Source organism: Dietzia sp. JS16-p6b (assembly GCF_003052165.1).
Taxonomy (GTDB): domain Bacteria; phylum Actinomycetota; class Actinomycetes; order Mycobacteriales; family Mycobacteriaceae; genus Dietzia.
The window spans coordinates 392066-405658 of the sequence record NZ_CP024869.1 but is presented as its reverse complement, the minus strand read 5'-3'; the positions used below and the strand labels follow the sequence as shown (position 1 = coordinate 405658).

Genomic DNA, 13593 nt, shown 5'->3' with positions numbered 1-13593 from the left:
GACCCCTCCCGACGTCCCTCGCGCGGCGGTGCGGGCCCCCTCAGACCCTCGCGGCGCGGTTCCGGACCGGGATCACAGCACCGGCCCCTCGCAGCCCCTCAGCCGCACTCCGGTGCCCGATCCCTTATGGGGTCCGGACGCGTCAAATACAACCACGCGGACCTGCGGTGATCAAGGACCTTCCTCAATTGACTACTGCTCAACAGCGCTTTCGGGGCCATTCGTGCACGTCAGAGCACTGTCCCCCGAAATTCTCGGCGGGTCCACGTAATGGGAACGTGTTACAGATCACAGCATCCACGCTTTCGCTGGTGACAGCGGCCCCGGCGACACCCCCACGGGGGCATCACCGGGTCCGCATCTCAGTGATTGGTGATTAACGAAGCGGCAGGCTGTGTTACATCACTTCTGCGCGTCGCGACACGCCGCGAGCAACGCGCACAGTCCCACCACGTCCATCGCCGTCTCCACCTCGGCCAGCGGCGGGAGCGTGGGCGCCAGCCGGATGTGCCTGTCGTCAGGATCCCGCCCGTACGGATAGGCCGAGCCCGCCGGGGTCAACGCCACACCGACCGCTTTGGCCAGGCGGACGGTCTCCGTGGCGGTACCGTCCGGGACCTCGAGGTCGATGAAATACCCGCCCTCAGGCCTGGTCCAGCGGGCCACCTCGTAGTCGCCGAGGCGGCGGCCCAATGCGGCGGCGGCCGCCTCGAACTTGGGGGCGACGATCTCCCGGTGCTTCTGCATGTGGGCGCGGACCCCGTCGGCGTCACCGAAGAACCGCGCGTGCGCCAGCTGGTTCACCTTGTTCGGTCCGATCGACCGGACCCTGGTGTGCCGCAGATACCAGTCGAGGTTCGGCGTCGAGGCCGAGAGGAACGACACGCCCGCGCCGGCGAAGGTGATCTTGGAGGTCGAACACACCTGCAGGAAGCGATGGGGGTGACCGGCCTCCGCGGCGATCGAGTCGACGTCGGGCACCTTGGGGAAATCCGGGGTCAGCGTGTGCACCACGTAGGCGTTGTCCCAGATCACCCGGAAGTCCGGGGCGGCCGTGACCATGCGCGCCAACCGCGACACGGTGTGGTCGCTGTATACGGCGCCGGTCGGGTTGGAGTAGATTGGCACACACCACATGCCCTTGATCGACGGGTCCGTCGCGACGAGATGCTCCACCTCGTCCATGTCCGGGCCGTCCTCCCCCATCGCCACCGGGATCATCTCGATACCGAGGGATTCGGTGATGGTGAAGTGCCGGTCGTATCCGGGCACCGGGCAGAGCCACCGGAGCGTCGGCTCGTCCTTCCACGGTCGCTCGGAATCGGGCGTCCCGAACAGCATCGAGAACGCCAGCAGGTCGTACATGATCGACAGGCTCGCGTTGTCCTGCGCGATCACCCGGTCGGCGCCCACCCCCAGGAGTTCGGCGATGATCCCGCGGAGCTCCGGCAATCCGGCACCGCCGCCGTAGTTGCGGACGTCGGTGGACCCCGCGGTGTGGTCCCCCTCGCCCGGCAGGGCCAGCAGCCGCTCGGAGAGGTCCAACTGCTCGGGCGAGGGCTTACCTCGGGTCAGGTCCAGGGAGAGACCGCGCTCGGCGAGGGAGTCGTACTCGGAGGACAACTCCGATTCGAGTCGGGCCAGGTCGTCGGCGGAGAGATCGGACAGCGCCACAGTGGCCTCCGGGGGATCGACATCGTCGGTGGTCTCGGCACCCCGACGCAGGGGTCCTGGTGCCGGACGTGAAGGGACCCCGCGCACCCGCCAGAGCCCGCTGACCCTTGCTGCCTTCCGGCCCTGGGGGAGTTCACAGGATGGACGCCGCGCGGGGTCCGGAAACGAGTCTAACCGTGCCTCCTCCGCCACCGCACGCCGCCCGGGCGACAGCCCACGATTCACGGATGGTTTGCCAGTGGTTGGCCGCGCTGGGTACTGTGATCGACGGAGGATTCGCCTAGTGGCCTATGGCGCTCGCCTGGAACGCGGGTTGGGGTTTATAGCCCCTCAGGGGTTCAAATCCCCTATCCTCCGCCGCAGACGCGGCCCGGTGCTCTCGAGCCCGGGCCGCGTCTTCCATTTCACGGTGCCCACAGACGTGACCGGTCGACGCGCGCCCCCCACTCTGGCCGGTCGACGCGCACCACCTCCGCCCTGCGCGCCACCTCCGCTCTGCGCGTGCCCTTTGCCCGGGTCGGCACGGGCTACGCGGCGACTGTGGTCCATTCCGCCCGCGCACCCCATCGGGCGCGCCCGATTCCGCCCTTCGACGCTCGCGCCCCGCCGCGAAGCCCCCCTCGGTACCATCGCGAACGTGACCGAGATCACCGCTCCGGACGTCGCCCTGCGCGTGCTCGTCTACAGCCACGACGCCGGCACCCGCAGCCGCGTCATGACCGCGCTGGGCACCCGCCCACACCCCGACCTCCCTCGGCTCGACTACCTCGAGGTGGCCACGGCGGCGGTCGTCGTCGACACCATGGACGCGGGCGGCATCGACCTGGTGATCCTCGACGGCGAGGCCGCCCCCACCGGCGGGCTGGGACTGGCCAAGCAACTGCGGGACGAACTCGACCACGTCCCGCCGATCCTCGTCCTGATCGGACGTGCGGACGACCGTTGGCTGGCCGACTGGTCCCGGGCGGACGCCTCGGTCCCCCACCCGGTCGACCCTCTCCGGCTACGGGACACGGTCACCTCGCTCCTCGCACCGAACTGAGCGCCGGCGGGGACACCGCCCCCCGCGGACGACCGCCGCACACCGCCGAAAACCGGTCTGTCGAAACCCCAGACACGCGTCAACGCAATGTGAGTAGAGTCACAGTCGAGGTCGGGGACACCCGATCCGACAGGGAGACGGCGGGCCGTGACCCCACCACAGCCGGTCGCCGGCGATCCCATGCGGTTGCAGGAGAAGTGAACCCACAGGTGGCTTCTCGAGGAACGCGCGAGGAGTGACGCGATGAACGAATACGTACCCATCCTGGTCCTCGGCGCCGTCGCCGTCGCCTTTGCCGTCTTCTCCTCGCTGACGTCCTCACTGGCCGGGCCGAGCCGGTTCAACAGGTCCAAGGTCGAGGCCTACGAGTGCGGCATCCAACCCACCCCGCAGCCGGTCGGGGGCGGCCGGTTCCCGGTGAAGTACTACCTCACGGCGATGCTGTTCATCATCTTCGGCATCGAGATCCTCTTCCTCTATCCGTGGGCCGTGCACTTCGACACCCTCGGGCTGTTCGGACTGGCCGCGATGGCCCTGTTCGTCGTCAACGTCTCCGTCGCCTACGCCTACGAGTGGCGTCGCGGCGGGCTGAGCTGGGACTGACCGGGGCCGGGGGAGGAGACATCATGGGACTGGAAGAGAAGCTGCCGAGCGGGTTCCTGCTGACCACGGTCGAGCAACTCGCCGGATACATGCGCAAGGGGTCGCTCTGGCCCGCCACCTTCGGACTGGCCTGCTGCGCCATCGAGATGATGGCCACCAGCGGAGGCCGCTACGACCTGGCCCGGTTCGGGACCGAGGTGTTCCGCGCCTCCCCCCGCCAGGCGGACCTGATGATCGTCGCCGGCCGCGTCAGCCAGAAGATGGCCCCGGTCCTGCGCCAGGTGTACGACCAGATGGCCGAGCCCAAGTGGGTGCTGGCGATGGGTGTGTGCGCGTCCTCGGGTGGGATGTTCAACAACTACGCGATAGTCCAGGGCGTCGACCACGTCGTCCCCGTGGACATCTACCTCCCCGGGTGCCCCCCACGGCCCGAGATGCTCCTGCACGCGATCATCACCCTGCACGACAAGATCCAGCACATGCCGCTCGGCGCCAACCGGGCCGAGGCCGTCCGCGCGGCCGAGCGGGCGGCGCTCGACCAACGCCCGCTCATCCCCGTCGAGGGGATGTTCCGGTGACCGGCGACCACCCGGTCCCGGCCGATGCCCCGGACCCCGCGGGCCCGGCCGAATCCGACCCGACCACCGTCGGGGTCCGCCACGGCATGTTCGGTGTCCGCGGCACCGGCGACACCTCCGGCTTCGGCGGCCTCGTGCGCCCCGTCGCCATGCCGGGAGGTACCCGGGCCCCGGGCGAGGGGGAACACGGTGCACGGGACGGCGGCGCGCCGGACGACGACCAGGGCGACGACGACGGGGTGGTCGCCACTCTCACCGCCGCCCTGGCATCGCGGGGCGGACCGACCTTCGACGACGCGGTGGAGAACGTCGTCGTCCACAGGGGGCAGCTGGCCCTCCACGTCCGGCGCCGACACCTGCCGGCGGTCGCGCTGACCCTCCGGGACGACCCCGCGCTCCGCTTCGAGATGTCGCTCGGGGTGAGCGGGGTCCACTACCCCGGCGCCGTGGGACACGAACTGCACGTGGTCTACCCCCTGCAGTCGATCACCCACAACCGCCGGCTGCTGTTGGAGGTCTCGGCCCCCGATTCCGACCCCCACATCCCGTCCCTGACCAGGATCTACCCGACCACCGACTGGCACGAGCGCGAGACCTACGACTTCTTCGGCATCCACTTCGACGGGCACCCGTCGCTCACCCGCATCCAGATGCCGGACGACTGGGAGGGCCACCCGCAACGCAAGGACTACCCGCTCGGTGGGATCCCCGTGCAGTACAAGGGCGCGACCATCCCGCCCCCGGACCAGCGGAGGGCCTACAGCTGATGGCCGACAGAACCGACTCGGACACCGTCCTCACCGCGACCGGACAGGACTGGGAGGCGATCAGCGACGCCGCACGCAGTGCCGACGACGATCGCATCGTCGTCAACATGGGCCCCCAGCACCCGTCGACGCACGGGGTGCTGCGGCTCATCCTCGAGATCGAGGGAGAGACCGTCACCCGTGCGAGCTGCGGGATCGGGTACCTGCACACCGGGATCGAGAAGAACCTCGAGTACCGCTACTGGACCCAGGGCGTCACCTTCGTCACCCGGATGGACTACCTCTCGCCGTTCTTCAACGAGGTCGCCTACTGCCTCGGGGTGGAGCGGTTGCTCGGGATCACCGACCAGGTGCCGGAACGGGCGTCGGTCATCCGGGTGATGCTCATGGAACTCAACCGGATCTCGTCGCACATGGTCGCCCTCGCCACCGGCGCCCTGGAGCTCGGCGCCAGCACCCCCATGCTGTTCGGGTTCCGCGAGCGGGAGATGGTCCTGGACGTCTTCGAGATCATCACCGGTCTGCGGATGAACCACGCCTACGTCCGGCCCGGCGGGGTGGTCCAGGACCTGCCCGACGAGGCGGTGCCCACGATCCGGGAGCTGCTGGACGTGATGCCCGGTCGCCTGCGCGAGATGGAGCTCCTCCTGCGCCAGAACCCGATCTGGAAGATGCGTCTCGAGGGCATCGGGTACCTGGACCTCACCGGGTGCATCGCCCTGGGCGTGACCGGGCCGGTGCTGCGCGCGAGCGGGCTGCCCCACGACGTGCGCCGGACCGATCCGTACTGCGGGTACGAGACCTACGAGTTCGACGTGGTGACGGGCTCGCACAGCGACTGCTACGACCGATTCGTCATCCGCGTGGACGAGATGAAGCAGTCCCTGAGGATCATCGAACAGTGCCTGGACCGGCTCGAGCCCGGCCCCGTGATGGTGGACGACCCCAAGATCGCGTGGCCCGCCCAGCTCAAGGTCGGTCCCGACGGCCTGGGAAACTCCCCCGACCACGTCCGCCACATCATGGACAGCTCGATGGAGGCACTCATCCATCACTTCAAGCTGGTCACCGAAGGGTTTGCGGTGCCCCCGGGACAGGTGTACGTGCCGGTCGAGTCGCCCCGCGGAGAGCTGGGCGTGCACATGGTCTCGGACGGCGGCACCCGCCCCTACCGCGTCCACTACCGGGACCCGTCGTTCACCAACCTGCAGGCGGTGGCCGCCATGTGCGAGGGCGGGATGCTCGCCGACGTGATCGCCGCCGTCGCCAGCATCGACCCGGTGATGGGGGGTGTGGACCGATGAGCGGCGAACCGGTCTTCCTGCAGTTCGGCCAGAAGCCCGATGAACCCGGGGCGATCGTCCACCCGGGCGCACGACGGAGCTACCCGGACGACGTCCGCGAGCGGTTGGCCGATGACGCCGCCGCGATCGTCGCCCGCTACCCGCAGGCCAGGTCTGCGCTGCTCCCGCTGCTCCACCTCGTCCAGGCCGAGGACGGGCACATCACGCCGGCCGGCGTCGAGTTCTGCGCACGGGTGCTGGAGCTCACGGCGGCCGAGGTGATGGCGGTGGCGACCTTCTACTCGATGTACCGCCGCACGCCGACGGGCGACTACCTGGTGGGCGTGTGCACCAACACGCTCTGCGCGGTGATGGGCGGCGACGAGATCCTCGTCTCCCTCGCCGACCACCTGGGCCTCGAGGGCCCCGGCACCACCGACGACGGCCGGATCACCCTGGAGCACATCGAGTGCAACGCCGCCTGCGACTACGCGCCGGTGGTGATGATCAACTGGGAGTTCTTCGACGACCAGACCCCCGACTCGGCCCGCCGGGTGGTCGACGACCTGCGGGCCGGGCGGCCGGTGACCCCCACCCGCGGCGCCCCGCTGTGCACCTTCCGAGAGACCGCCCGCATCCTCGCGGGCTTCCCGGACACGCGTCCCGGCGCCAACGACGGCGCGCCGGGCGCGCCCACCCTCGCCGGCCTGCGGGCCGCGGGATCGGCCGGGATGCAGGCGCCCGCCGACGCCGACGAGGAGGAGGTCTGACATGCCGCTCGCGCCGTACCTCAGTCGCTACTGGGACGCACCGGACAGCTGGACGCTCGAGACCTATCTGGCACACGACGGCTACACCGGGCTGCGCAACGCCCTGGCCGCCGGCCCGGATCAGGTCATCTCCACCGTCCTCGACGCGGGTCTGCGCGGTCGCGGCGGGGCGGGGTTCCCCACCGGCCGCAAGTGGGGCTTCATCCCCCAGGCCCCCGGCTCCGGGAGTCCCGACAGCACCGACACACCCGGGGATCCCCGGGCCTCCGACCCCGCAGACCGGCCCAAGTACCTGGTGGTCAACGCCGACGAGTCCGAGCCGGGCACCTGCAAGGACATGCCCCTCATGCTGGCCACCCCGCACGTCGTGATCGAGGGGATGGTGATCGCCGCGTACGCCATCCGCTCCTCCCACGCGTTCATCTACCTCCGCGGCGAGGTGGTGCCGGTCCTGCGGCGTCTGCAGACCGCGGTCGCCGAGGCGTACGAGGCCGGGTTCCTGGGCCGGGACATCCTGGGCAGCGGGTTCGACCTCGACATCGTGGTCCACGCCGGGGCGGGCGCCTACATCTGCGGAGAGGAGACCGCACTCCTGGACTCCCTCGAGGGCCGGCGCGGACAGCCCCGGCTCCGACCGCCGTTCCCCGCCGTCGCCGGTCTCTACGCCTGTCCCACCGTGGTCAACAACGTCGAGTCCATCGCGAGCGTTCCGTCGATCCTCCAGCGCGGACCCGAGTGGTTCCGATCGATGGGCTCGGACAAGTCCCCCGGCTTCACCCTGTACTCGCTGTCGGGCCACGTCACCCGGCCCGGGCAGTACGAGGCGCCGCTCGGCATCACCCTGCGCGAACTCCTGCAGCACGCCGGCGGGATCCGGGAGGGGCACACGCTCAAGTTCTGGACCCCCGGCGGTTCCTCGACCCCCCTCCTCACGGACGCCCAGCTGGACATGCCCCTGGACTACGAGGGCTGCGCGGCCGAGGGGTCCATGCTCGGCACCAAGGCGCTGCAGATCTTCGACGACACGACGTGCGTGGTGCGGGCCGTGCTGCGCTGGACGGAGTTCTACGCCCACGAGTCGTGCGGCAAGTGCACCCCCTGCCGCGAGGGCACGTTCTGGCTGGTGCAGATCATGCGCAGGCTCGAGGACGGGACCGCGACCGAGAGCGACCTGGACCGACTGCTCGACATCTCGGACAACATCGTCGGCAAATCGTTCTGCGCACTCGGCGACGCCGCCGGCGCCCCGATCATGTCCTCCATCGCGCTGTTCCGCGACGAGTACCTGGCCCACATCCCCGGCGGGTGCCCCTTCGACCACCGCCGCTCCACCGTCTTCGCCCCGGCCGAGGAGGTGGCCCGATGACCGCAGGTGACGCCGCACCCGACCGCCCGGCCACCCCCTCGGGCAGCACCGCCGATGACACCGTGGCCAACAAGATCACCCCCCGCGCCGACGACACCGTGGCCGACCTGGCGCCCGAGCAGAACGACGACCTCGTCACCCTCACCGTGGACGGCCGACGCGTCTCCGTGCCGGCCGGCACGCTGGTGATCCGCGCCGCCGAACGCCTCGGGGTGCAGATCCCCCGGTTCTGCGACCACCCGCTGCTCGAACCGGCCGGCGCGTGCCGCCAGTGCATCGTCCAGGTCGAGGGCGCCCCCAAACCCGTGACCTCCTGCACCACCCCGGTCACCGAGGACATGGTGGTGCGCACCCAGTTCACCTCCGAGATCGCGGACAAGGCCCAACGCGGGGTCATGGAGCTCCTGCTCATCAACCACCCGCTGGACTGCCCGGTCTGCGACAAGGGCGGGGAGTGCCCGCTGCAGAACCAGGCGCTCTCCAGCGGCCACGGCCACTCGCGCTTCACCGAGGTCAAGCGCACGTTCCCCAAACCCATCGCCATCTCGTCCCAGGTCCTGCTCGACCGCGAGCGCTGCGTGATGTGCGCCCGGTGCACCCGGTTCTCGGATCAGATCGCGGGCGACCCGTTCATCGACCTGATGGAACGGGGCTCCCGACAGCAGGTGGGCGTCTACGGGGACGAGCCGCTCGAGTCGTACTTCTCCGGCAACACCGTCCAGATCTGCCCCGTCGGCGCGCTCACCGGCTCCGCGTACCGCTTCCGTGCACGCCCGTTCGACCTGGTCTCGAGCCCCGGTGTCTGCGAGCACTGCGCCAGCGGGTGCGGGCAGCGGACCGATCACCGCCGCGGGAAGGTACTGCGCAGACTCGCCGGGGACGATCCGGACGTCAACGAGGAGTGGAACTGCGACAAGGGTCGTTGGGCCTTCGTCTACGCCACGCGGCCCGACCGCCTCACCACCCCGATGATCCGGGGCCGGGACGGTGGCCTGGTGCCGGTCCCGTGGAGCACCGCCCTGGCCACGGCCGCCGCGGGGCTGTCCGCCGCGCGCGGCCGCACCGGTGTCCTGACCGGCGGCCGACTGACCCGCGAGGACGCCTACGCCTACGCCAAGTTCGCCCGCGCGGTCCTGGGCACGAACGACGTCGACTTCCGCGCGCGCCACCACTCCGGCGAGGAGGCCGATTTCCTCACCCGACGTGTGGTCGGCCGCGGCCCGGGAGAAGAGGGAGTGGTCACCTACGCCGATCTCGAGACCGCTCCGGTGGTCCTGCTGGTGGGCTTCGACCCCGAGGAGGAGTCGCCGATCGTCTTCCTCCGCCTGCGCAGGGCCGCGCGGGACCTCGGGGTGCGGGTCTTCTCGGTGGCCCCGTTCGCCTCCCCGTCGGTGCGCAAGACGGGCGCCACGCTCGTGCCGACGGTGCCGGGGGCAGAGGCGGAGGTCCTCGCCGCGGCGGCCCGCGCATCGGGTCCCACCGCGCACGACCGGACCGCGCCGGCAGACGAGTTGCCCGCACTCCTCCGCTCCCCCGGCGCCGTGATCCTGGTCGGCGAGCGACTGGGCGCGGTCCCCGGGGGGTTGTCGGCGGCGGAAGATCTCGCCGACGCGACCGGGGCGCGCCTCGCGTGGGTCCCGCGAAGGGCGGGCGAGCGGGGGGCGCTCGAGGCGGGATGCCTGCCCGGCCTGCTGCCCGGAGGCCGGCCCGTCTCGGACGAGGGTGCCCGCCGGGCGCTGGCCGAGCTGTGGCGTTCGGAACCGCTGTCGGGCACCCCCGGCCGGTCCACCGACGACCAGCTCCGCGCCGCCGCCTCGGGGGACCTGAGCGCGTTGGTGGTGGGCGGGGTCGAGGCCGCGGACCTGGCCGACCCCCGGGCCGCGCTCGACGCGATCGACGCCGCCGGGTTCGTGGTGAGCATCGAACTGCGCCGGAGCGAGATCAGCGACCGCGCCGACGTGGTCCTGCCGGTCGCGCCCGTGGCCGAGAAGGCCGGCACCTTCCTCACCTGGGAGGGCCGCGAGCGCCCCTTCGCCGCCGCGCTGACCGGCGGAGACGCCCTACCCGACCATCGGGTCCTCAACGCCCTCGCCGAGGAGATGGGTGCCTGGTTCGGTCTGCCCGATGTCGAGTCCGTGCGCCGCGAGCTGGCGGCCGTGGGGGGCGCCGAAGGAGTACGCGAGGACCGGGAGGACCAGACCACGGACACGGACGCGGCCGCAGCCGCGACGACGACGAGGTCGGCTCCCCCGGGCCGGGCCCGGACGCCCCGGCCCCCCGCCGGGCAGGCCGTCCTCGCCACCTGGCGGATGCTGCTCGACTCGGGTCGTCTGCAGGACGGCGAACCGCACCTGGCCGGAACGGCCCGCACCCCCGTCACCAGGTTGTCCCCGACCACCGCGCACGAGGTCGGCGTCGCGGACGGCGAGCCACTGACCGTGACCACCGGACGCGGATCGATCACCCTGCCGTGCGCGGTCACCGAGATGCCCGATCGCGTGGTGTGGGTGCCGCAGAACTCGCCCGGATCGGCCGTCAACGCCACGCTCGCCGCGGCCGCGGGAGACGTGGTCCGGATCGTCGCCGGGGAGGTGGCCCCGTGACGACGGCCGCGCACCCGGACCTGTCCGCGTTCGGCATCGACCCGTGGTGGTTGGTGCTGCTCAAGGTGCTCGCGGTCTTCGCGTTCCTGGTGGTCACGGTGCTCGCCGCGATCTACCTCGAGCGCAAGGTCATCGCCTGGATGCAGATGCGGGTGGGACCCAACCGGGTCGGGCCTCTGGGCATGCTGCAGAGCCTGGCCGACGGCGTGAAGATCGCCCTCAAGGAGGGGCTGATCCCCGCCGGGGTGGACAAGCCGATCTTCCTGCTGGCCCCGGTCATCGCCGTGATCCCCGCGTTCATGGCGTTCGCGGTGATCCCCTTCGGGCCCGAGGTCTCGATCGCCGGTCACCGGACTCCGCTGCAGCTCACCGATTTGAACGTGGGGGTGCTCTACATCCTGGCCGTCACGTCGATCGGGGTGTACGGGATCGTGTTGGCCGGCTGGTCCTCCGGTTCCACCTACCCGCTGCTCGGGGGGCTCCGCTCCACCGCGCAGGTGATCAGCTACGAGATCGCGATGGCACTGTCCTTCGTGGGTGTGTTCCTGTTCGCGGGGACCATGTCGACCTCGGGCATCGTCGCCGCCCAGGCCGAGGTCTGGTTCGTGTTCCTCCTGGCGCCCTCGTTCCTCATCTACGTCATCTCCATGGTCGGCGAGACCAACCGCGCGCCCTTCGACCTTCCCGAGGCCGAGGGCGAGCTGGTCGGGGGGTTCCACACCGAGTACTCGTCGCTGCGGTTCGCGATGTTCATGCTGGCCGAGTACGTCAACATGACCACGGTCTCGGCACTCGCGGCCACCCTGTTCCTCGGCGGTTGGCAGGCCCCCCTGCCGTTCTCCCTGATCGACGGCGCGGACTCCGGGTGGTGGGCGCTGCTGTGGTTCGTCATCAAGGTGTGGGGCTTCATGTTCCTGTTCATCTGGCTGCGGGCCACCCTGCCGAGGCTCCGTTACGACCAGTTCATGGGATTCGGCTGGAAGGTGCTCATCCCCGTCTCCCTGGCGTGGGTGATGGCCGTGGCGAGCATCCGGGCCTTCTCGAACGCCGGGTACGACGGGGTGGCCATCGCCCTGGTGACCGTCGGTCTGATCGCGGTGGTCGTGATCGTGCTGGCCCTCCGCTCGCGCATCGGCACCCGCCCGAGCCGCGGGGGGTCCGCCACGGACCGTTCCGACCGATCACGGGTATCGACCGGGTCCGGCGACCCGGCCTACAACCCGGTGGCGGGCGGGTTCCCCGTCCCGCCGCTGCCCCACCAGCGCACCTCATCGGAGGAGGCCCGCAATGCCTAGGATCCCGAGGGTCCTCGAGCCGCTCGCCGGGTTCGGCGTCACGTTCGCGACGATGTTCCGCAAGAAGCACACCGAGCAGTACCCGGAGGAGAAGGTCCCCACCGCCCCCCGATACCACGGCCGCCATCAGCTCAACCGCTACGCCGACGGCCTGGAGAAGTGCATCGGCTGCGAGCTGTGCGCGTGGGCCTGCCCGGCGGACGCGATCTACGTGGAGGGCGCCGACAACACCGAGGCCGAGAGGTACTCACCCGGCGAGCGCTATGGGCGGATCTACCAGATCAACTACCTGCGCTGCATCGGGTGCGGGCTCTGCGTGGAGGCCTGCCCGACCCGCGCGCTGACCATGACCAACGACTACGAGATGGTCGGCGACGACCGGGCCGGGCTCATCTACGAGAAGCAGGACCTCCTGGGCCCGATGCTCGACGGGATGGTCCCCGCCCCGCACGACATGGCCCCGGGGACGACGCACGCCGACTACTACCGTGGCGACGTCCTGGGGACCGCGTCGAGCGGACCCGATGGCGGGAGCAGGTCGTGATGGCCGGGGACTCGGTGTCCACCGGGGAGTCGGTCCTGTTCTGGGTGCTCGCGGTCGTAGTGGTCGTCGGGGCCCTCGGGGTGGTCTCCGCCACCAAGGCGGTCTACTCCGCGCTCTGCCTGGCCATGACGATGGTCGCCCTGGCCGTGCTGTACATGGCGCAGGGGGCGGTGTTCCTGGGCGTCGGCCAGATCGTCGTCTACACCGGCGCGGTGATGATGCTGTTCCTGTTCGTGGTGATGCTCATCGGGGTGGAGTCCTCGGAGTCCCTGGTGGAGCGGATCCGAGGCCACCGCGTGGCCGCGATCGTCGCCGGGCTCGGTTTCGGGGTCCTCCTGGCGACCGGGCTGGCCCGCGCGCAGCTGCCCCCGTTCACCGGTTTCGGCGCCGACCACGACGACGTGCCCGCCCTGGCCACGCTGCTGTTCACCCGCCACGTGTGGGCGTTCGAGCTCACCGGGGTCCTGCTGATCATCGCCACCCTGGGTGCCATGGTGCTGGCACACCGCGAGCGGTTCTCCGGACGCCGCACCCAGCGCGAGATGTCCGAGCAGCGGTTCCTCGACTGGCAGCACGACGGCACCGCCCGGGTGACGCCGCCGCCCAGCCCCGGCGTGTACGCGCGTCGCAACTCCGCGGACTCCCCGGCCCGCCTGCCCGACGGCTCGGAGGCCACGGACTCGGTGAGCGAGGTGTTGCGACGGCACGGTTCCGACCGCGAGCTGGGCTCCGGCGACACGGCAGGGCCCGACGAGGGGGGACGACCGTGAACCCCGAGAACTACCTCTACCTCTCGGCCGTCCTGTTCACCATCGGCGCGGCCGGGTTCCTGCTGCGGCGCAACGCGATCGTGGTGTTCATGTGCATCGAGCTCATGCTTAACGCCACCAACCTCGCGCTCGTGACGTTCGCCCGGATGCACGGCGACGTGGGCGGACACGTGTTCGCGTTCTTCGTCATGGTGGTGGCCGCGGCCGAGGTCGTGATCGGCCTGGCGATCATCATGGCCATCTACCGTTCCCGCCGGTCGGCCTCGATCGACGACGCCAGTCTGCTCAGGTATTGAGG

General features: G+C 70.6%; 13 protein-coding genes, 1 tRNA gene and 1 other RNA gene. 13 read left to right on the top strand and 2 right to left on the bottom strand.

All coding sequences use genetic code 11. From position 1 onward, the window contains the following. Window positions 1–402 precede the first annotated feature (402 nt). Both CT688_RS01825 and ffs read right to left on the bottom strand, forming a co-directional pair. The gene (locus tag CT688_RS01825; RefSeq protein ID WP_107755521.1) at window positions 403–1674 is read right to left on the bottom strand and encodes an aminotransferase class I/II-fold pyridoxal phosphate-dependent enzyme; all 1272 of its coding nucleotides are present in this window, start codon (window positions 1672–1674) and stop codon (window positions 403–405) included. A 67-nt stretch (window positions 1675–1741) separates the two neighbouring features. Next, an RNA gene (gene ffs / locus CT688_RS01820) (signal recognition particle sRNA small type) lies at window positions 1742–1838 on the bottom strand. Window positions 1839–1943: 105 nt separating this feature from the next. Between ffs and CT688_RS01815 the strand changes: the two genes are divergently transcribed. The 13 genes from CT688_RS01815 to nuoK all read left to right on the top strand — a co-directional run bounded on the left by CT688_RS01815 (window position 1944) and on the right by nuoK (window position 13591). Further along, a tRNA-Ser gene (locus tag CT688_RS01815) sits at window positions 1944–2031 on the top strand. Window positions 2032–2302: 271 nt separating this feature from the next. Further along, window positions 2303–2716, top strand: a complete 414-nt coding sequence (locus CT688_RS01810) for a hypothetical protein (RefSeq protein WP_370446346.1) — start codon at window positions 2303–2305, stop codon at window positions 2714–2716. A gap of 243 nt (window positions 2717–2959) precedes the next feature. Beyond that, window positions 2960–3319: an NADH-quinone oxidoreductase subunit A gene (locus CT688_RS01805; RefSeq protein ID WP_107755519.1), complete on the top strand. Its 360-nt coding sequence runs from the start codon at window positions 2960–2962 to the stop codon at window positions 3317–3319. Window positions 3320–3342: 23 nt separating this feature from the next. Continuing rightward, window positions 3343–3897: an NADH-quinone oxidoreductase subunit B family protein gene (locus CT688_RS01800; protein WP_107755518.1), complete on the top strand. Its 555-nt coding sequence runs from the start codon at window positions 3343–3345 to the stop codon at window positions 3895–3897. 86 nt (window positions 3898–3983) lie between these two features. Next, on the top strand, window positions 3984–4664 hold the full coding sequence (locus CT688_RS01795) for an NADH-quinone oxidoreductase subunit C (RefSeq protein WP_231750568.1): 681 nt from the start codon (window positions 3984–3986) through the stop codon (window positions 4662–4664). Beyond that, complete coding sequence (gene nuoD, locus CT688_RS01790; protein ID WP_107755517.1) at window positions 4664–5968, top strand: NADH dehydrogenase (quinone) subunit D; 1305 nt, start codon at window positions 4664–4666, stop codon at window positions 5966–5968. The genes CT688_RS01795 and nuoD overlap by 1 nt, the downstream gene beginning before the upstream one ends. After that, window positions 5965–6717, top strand: coding sequence for an NADH-quinone oxidoreductase subunit NuoE (gene nuoE / locus CT688_RS01785; protein WP_107755516.1), 753 nt, complete (start codon window positions 5965–5967; stop codon window positions 6715–6717). The genes nuoD and nuoE overlap by 4 nt, the downstream gene beginning before the upstream one ends. Before the next feature lies 1 nt (window position 6718). Further along, on the top strand, window positions 6719–8083 hold the full coding sequence (gene nuoF / locus CT688_RS01780) for an NADH-quinone oxidoreductase subunit NuoF (RefSeq protein WP_107755515.1): 1365 nt from the start codon (window positions 6719–6721) through the stop codon (window positions 8081–8083). A gap of 74 nt (window positions 8084–8157) precedes the next feature. After that, window positions 8158–10686, top strand: a complete 2529-nt coding sequence (locus tag CT688_RS01775; RefSeq protein ID WP_370446345.1) for an NADH-quinone oxidoreductase subunit G — start codon at window positions 8158–8160, stop codon at window positions 10684–10686. After that, window positions 10683–11981 (top strand): NADH-quinone oxidoreductase subunit NuoH, encoded by a 1299-nt coding sequence (gene nuoH / locus CT688_RS01770; RefSeq protein WP_107755514.1) that lies wholly within the window; start codon window positions 10683–10685, stop codon window positions 11979–11981. Before CT688_RS01775 ends, nuoH begins: the two co-directional genes overlap by 4 nt. Next, window positions 11974–12525: an NADH-quinone oxidoreductase subunit NuoI gene (gene nuoI / locus CT688_RS01765; protein WP_194305492.1), complete on the top strand. Its 552-nt coding sequence runs from the start codon at window positions 11974–11976 to the stop codon at window positions 12523–12525. Before nuoH ends, nuoI begins: the two co-directional genes overlap by 8 nt. Then, window positions 12525–13295, top strand: coding sequence for an NADH-quinone oxidoreductase subunit J (locus CT688_RS01760; protein WP_107755513.1), 771 nt, complete (start codon window positions 12525–12527; stop codon window positions 13293–13295). The genes nuoI and CT688_RS01760 overlap by 1 nt, the downstream gene beginning before the upstream one ends. After that, a complete protein-coding gene (nuoK, locus tag CT688_RS01755) occupies window positions 13292–13591 on the top strand; it encodes an NADH-quinone oxidoreductase subunit NuoK (protein ID WP_095717142.1) in 300 nt (99 codons plus the stop codon). Before CT688_RS01760 ends, nuoK begins: the two co-directional genes overlap by 4 nt. Window positions 13592–13593: the final 2 nt, after the last annotated feature.

Coding starts and splice junctions, on each gene's coding strand:
- CT688_RS01800 (WP_107755518.1), top strand. CDS start 3,343: ATGGGACTGGAAGAGAAGCTGCCGAGCGGGTTCCTGCTGACCACGGTC.
- CT688_RS01805 (WP_107755519.1), top strand. CDS start 2,960: ATGAACGAATACGTACCCATCCTGGTCCTCGGCGCCGTCGCCGTCGCC.
- nuoE (WP_107755516.1), top strand. CDS start 5,965: ATGAGCGGCGAACCGGTCTTCCTGCAGTTCGGCCAGAAGCCCGATGAA.
- nuoF (WP_107755515.1), top strand. CDS start 6,719: ATGCCGCTCGCGCCGTACCTCAGTCGCTACTGGGACGCACCGGACAGC.
- CT688_RS01760 (WP_107755513.1), top strand. CDS start 12,525: ATGGCCGGGGACTCGGTGTCCACCGGGGAGTCGGTCCTGTTCTGGGTG.
- CT688_RS01795 (WP_231750568.1), top strand. CDS start 3,984: ATGTTCGGTGTCCGCGGCACCGGCGACACCTCCGGCTTCGGCGGCCTC.
- nuoI (WP_194305492.1), top strand. CDS start 11,974: ATGCCTAGGATCCCGAGGGTCCTCGAGCCGCTCGCCGGGTTCGGCGTC.
- nuoD (WP_107755517.1), top strand. CDS start 4,664: ATGGCCGACAGAACCGACTCGGACACCGTCCTCACCGCGACCGGACAG.